5 protein-coding genes are annotated in these 4,471 nt (G+C 37.3%); all 5 read left to right on the top strand.

Translation table 11 applies throughout. The features are described from left to right. Positions 1-553 precede the first annotated feature (553 nt). Positions 554-823, top strand: coding sequence for a hypothetical protein (locus AMDU4_RS05665; RefSeq protein ID WP_021787023.1), 270 nt, complete (start codon positions 554-556; stop codon positions 821-823). Then, the gene (locus tag AMDU4_RS05660) at positions 820-1,131 is read left to right on the top strand and encodes a hypothetical protein (RefSeq protein ID WP_021787022.1); all 312 of its coding nucleotides are present in this window, start codon (positions 820-822) and stop codon (positions 1,129-1,131) included. Before AMDU4_RS05665 ends, AMDU4_RS05660 begins: the two co-directional genes overlap by 4 nt. Positions 1,132-1,138: 7 nt before the next feature. After that, complete coding sequence (locus AMDU4_RS05655) at positions 1,139-1,696, top strand: hypothetical protein (protein WP_021787021.1); 558 nt, start codon at positions 1,139-1,141, stop codon at positions 1,694-1,696. A gap of 10 nt (positions 1,697-1,706) precedes the next feature. Then, complete coding sequence (locus tag AMDU4_RS05650) at positions 1,707-3,770, top strand: ATP-binding protein (RefSeq protein WP_290704308.1); 2,064 nt, start codon at positions 1,707-1,709, stop codon at positions 3,768-3,770. A 412-nt stretch (positions 3,771-4,182) separates the two neighbouring features. Further along, complete coding sequence (locus tag AMDU4_RS05645) at positions 4,183-4,416, top strand: hypothetical protein (protein WP_021787019.1); 234 nt, start codon at positions 4,183-4,185, stop codon at positions 4,414-4,416. Positions 4,417-4,471: the final 55 nt, after the last annotated feature.

The raw sequence follows: 4,471 nt of genomic DNA, 5'->3' as shown, positions 1-4,471 counted from the left end.
CATATTATTATGCAATATAATGGACAAAATTGTCCATGTTAATACATATTATATATGCAATGTTTTGAATAATGCAAAATAGAAGTTAGATACAGAGTATTGTCATAAAAGCAATTAAGGTTCTGGACTGATGCCTGACAGGAAAATGCTTGTGTGGAATATCCCTATAGGAGGAATAACAGGATTGATAATTTACTATTCAGAACCAACGTTGTGACACAATCTGTTAAAAAGCGTTGTTGACTAAGAAATTTATTCTGAGGTGTTGCCACAAAATTATGTATGGACTCAAGGGGAACTGGGGGTAAAAACCCATCAGATTATGGGCTCAATGAGAATATGCTATTGTTATTTTTTGCTGAAGATAGTAGATACCAGAACAGATTATCTGAGTCCTGGACACCAATGAAGGTGAAAATGTGAAAATGTTTCATACAAGATGTGGAGGGTGCCACAGGAAAGTATCAAGAGGTAAATTACAAATAGATGGCCAGCTGAAATATGTGTGCCAGCATTGCCTAAATGGAACAATACCAAAGCACGGGGCCATAAAATGACAGCCAGCAATTCTATGGATTGGATTATACAGAGATTTAGTGGCAGGTCTCTGGATGCAATTAAATTGGCATTGGAAGCACGCATATCTACCGAGGAAAGCGAAGACCTATTAAAAAGGTGGATGTCAAGGCATCCGGATGATTATTTTATTTTATCGGATAGCCCGCTAAGAATAAAGGTTACAACTGTTCCCCATGATCTTAACGTCTTTAATCATAACATGCATGCGAAAAATTTAAAGAAATACAGGAGGTGGGAAAGATGACAACCAGTGTTTTTGAAAATAATTTTAGAACAAATGCCCTGAATAACAGTTTTTCAAATAACAATACAATAAATAATATAGGAGATATCAAAAATAAATTAGTAAAAAAAACTAATAATATTTCATCCATTCCATGGATGTCCATTGTTAAAAAAACACCTATGGCAGTATTATGGTCAGTTGGAAAATTCGCAACGAAGAAGATTTATATGTATATATTTTTTTATTTTTCTATGGATATCCATCCCAGCCATTCAAAATATTCTATATGTATATTATATGATATTGCTACAATTATAAAGAGGTGAAATAAAAATGGTAAATAAAAAGAAAAACACAAACCCTGATATGTACCTGATCGAGAAACATGTCTCGCTTGAGGCATGGATGGTTAGAATAATAGACGATATTGGAATAAATATCTCTGAAGAAATAAGGGAATACTTCAGGCAGAGGCTTCCAAAAACAAAGGAAATTCAGCTTGAGGAATTAAAAGAGAAAGAAGATCAATTGGAAGCCGAACTTGCTGGAGTCAAAGCTTCCAGGCAAACAATGCAGAACGACCTGGAATTGCTAAAAGAAAGGCAGAGGGAGAAATTCATTGAAGAAAACCTCGATGCCTTTGTCCTGAAGAAAGCGCTAACAAGAGGGATAATACCACAAAATTATGGGATTTATGAATTCCCGGACCGCGATTTGTTCATTTCCGATGTAAAGTCCGGAAAAGTAAAGGGCTTTGACCCTATAGAATCATTTAAAGCATACAGGTTCAAGATCAGTCCAGTAAAAGGGTTTGAAAACGCCAGATATAAGGCATCCCGGGAGTTTGAAGAATGGATAAAATCTTCAGACATAAAATTAGAGGAGGAATAAGGCGATAATAATGATGAATATATTATATGATGATGTAAAGAGAAAATGGAATGATTTCTTTGACGAATACGATTATAATGAAAAGATAAACAAATTAAGAGCTGAATATCCCGATGAGCGTTCCATTTATGTTTCGTTTAAGGATATCTCCAGTTACGATGATGGGTTTGCTTCAGATCTGTTGAAAAATCCATCCGTTTATTTATCTCTTGGGGATGGCTATATCAAGGAAATAACAGGTATAGCAATGCAGAAGAACGGCCATGCCAATATCAGGTTAACCGATATCCCGGATATTCCCGGAATAAAATATGGAATCAGGAATGTAAGGGCAATGCATCGCAATTCATATATTTCTATCACGGGCATAATCAGGAAAAGCACTGAAGTTTTGCCAAGGTATAATACAGCAGCTTTCAAATGCCCCGCATGTGGAGAATACACTTATGTTTCCCAGGAAACCGATAGATTGGTATATGCGCATTCCTGCTCAATGTGCGGGTATGATAAGGGGAAATTGACATTAGTAGTGGATGAATCCGAACTGGTTGATACACAGAAATTGGAAATACAGGAAGACCCCAATAATATTGATGGCACATCACAGCCACAGAGACTGGCAGTAATAATGGAGGATGATATAGCTGGAAAAGTATATCCGGGCGACAGGGTAACCATCTATGGAATATTAAAGACAAAAAATAAGCGCATAGGCACTGCTTTGGTTCCAGAACTTGACATATATTTCTACGCCAACAATTTCAGGAAAGAACTCCATGATTTTGAGGATATAACAATAAGCATAGAAGATGAGAAAAAGATCATAGAATTATCAAAGGATGCAAATATCATAGAGGAGCTTTCAGAATCAATTGCGCCATCAATATATGGCCTGGATATAATAAAAAAGGCGCTGGTCCTGCAATTATTCGGAGGCGTAAGGAAAACAATGGCAGATGGCGTTAAAATAAGGGGAGATATACATATCCTGATGGTAGGCGACCCCGGGACTGCCAAATCACAGCTCCTGAAATCCATGTCAATGATATCGCCCAGAAGCGTATTCGCATTAGGAAAAGGGTCCAGTGCAGCAGGGTTGACAGCAGCTGCAGTAAGGGATGATTTCGGAGAAGGAAGATGGACACTGGAAGCAGGCGCTTTAGTTCTCGCAGACAAAGGCTTTGTAGCTATAGATGAATTAGACAAAATGGATCAGAGGGATACATCTGCAATGCATGAGGCTATGGAGCAGCAGACAGTTACCATAGCAAAGGCAGGTATAATGGCCACATTGAATTCCAGATGCTCTATATTGGCAGCTGCGAATCCTAAATTCGGAAGATACGACCCTATGAAAACAATAGCAGAGCAGATAGATTTCCCACCGCCCCTGCTGTCAAGGTTTGACATAATTTTCAAATTGGTGGACACGCCTGACAAAGAGAGGGACAGGCTTTTGGCATCGCACATACTCAAAGAAAATATGCTCGGTGAGGAATACCATGACTCTACTATACCTGAATTTGAAATAGAGTTTGTTCCTGCTATCGATAGGGATTTAATAAGAAAATATGTGTCATATGCAAAAAACAATGTCTTTCCCAAGCTAAGCCATGAAGCGGTGAATATACTGCTGAATAAATACCTGGAGTCCAGGGTGTCTTCAGATGGTTCTGTGCCCATAACGGCAAGGCAGCTGGAATCACCTATCAGGCTGGCAGAAGCATCTGCAAGGGCAAGGCTGTCCAATATAATAGCAAAGGAGGATGCCTTGCTGGCCACCAGCATTATAGATTATTACCTGAAAGATGTATCGTCAATGAAAGGGAAAGTGGATATAGATATATTGAACACAGGAATAAGCTCATCAGAAAGGCATGAGCTTGAGGTGGTTTACGAAACAATAAAGGAAATCAAGGCAAATATTGGAAGATTCCCTGATCTGCAGCATGTCCTTGACGCCCTGCAAAATAAAGGCATAAATAATGGGCAGGCCATGTCAGATCTTGAAAGGCTTAAGGCTATGGGGCAAATATATGAGCCGACTGCAAAAAAAATTGATGTTATAAAATGAGGTGGTAAAAATTAGCTTAACTGAACCCTGTAAAATCAGAGGTACATAATACCTGAAAGAGAATTTAACAGCCTTAAATCGTTTATAAACAGATGTCGAATAAAAATAAATCCGGCTCTAATACAAGGAATATAATCCACGTTATAAACACACAGCTGGAAACAGGGAAATAATCAGAAATCCTATATTTTTAATTGATATTGAATTTCTAAACTAAATTTTAATTACGTTCAAAATTGGCTCAACGATACCGGACCCTTAAACTACTATTTATGGTGATTTTGATATTTGTACTTGTCTGATATGATATTCGTATTCCGATATAAATGAAAATTTTTAGTACCCGATATAATTCAATAGGACTATCAGTAAAGTGAGAAAAATATTAAATAGAACAGCCCAATAACTACTCATGGTTCTGACTCTTGTTGATTTAAAAGAAAAACTAAAACCTCAATTGAAAAATCTGTGGGGTATAGACGATTTCAAAATAACTAAAGCGTCCCATATCAATAAATACTGGATTCTTGGAATTGAGTATCAAAAACCAAACAAAAGCTTTGGTGGTGATACGATTTTTTACTCGACGGAGCGTAGTGTAATTTCCGCGAATGATGAAACCGGGGAAATTGATACAATCAATTAAGCTTATGGAGATATTGATGAGTGAAATATATTATACTCTCATAATAAAGGGTGTT

It is taken from the genome of Ferroplasma sp. Type II, from assembly GCF_000496155.1.
Note: the sequence above shows the minus strand (reverse complement) of the source record. Positions and strands in the feature narration are given on the sequence as shown.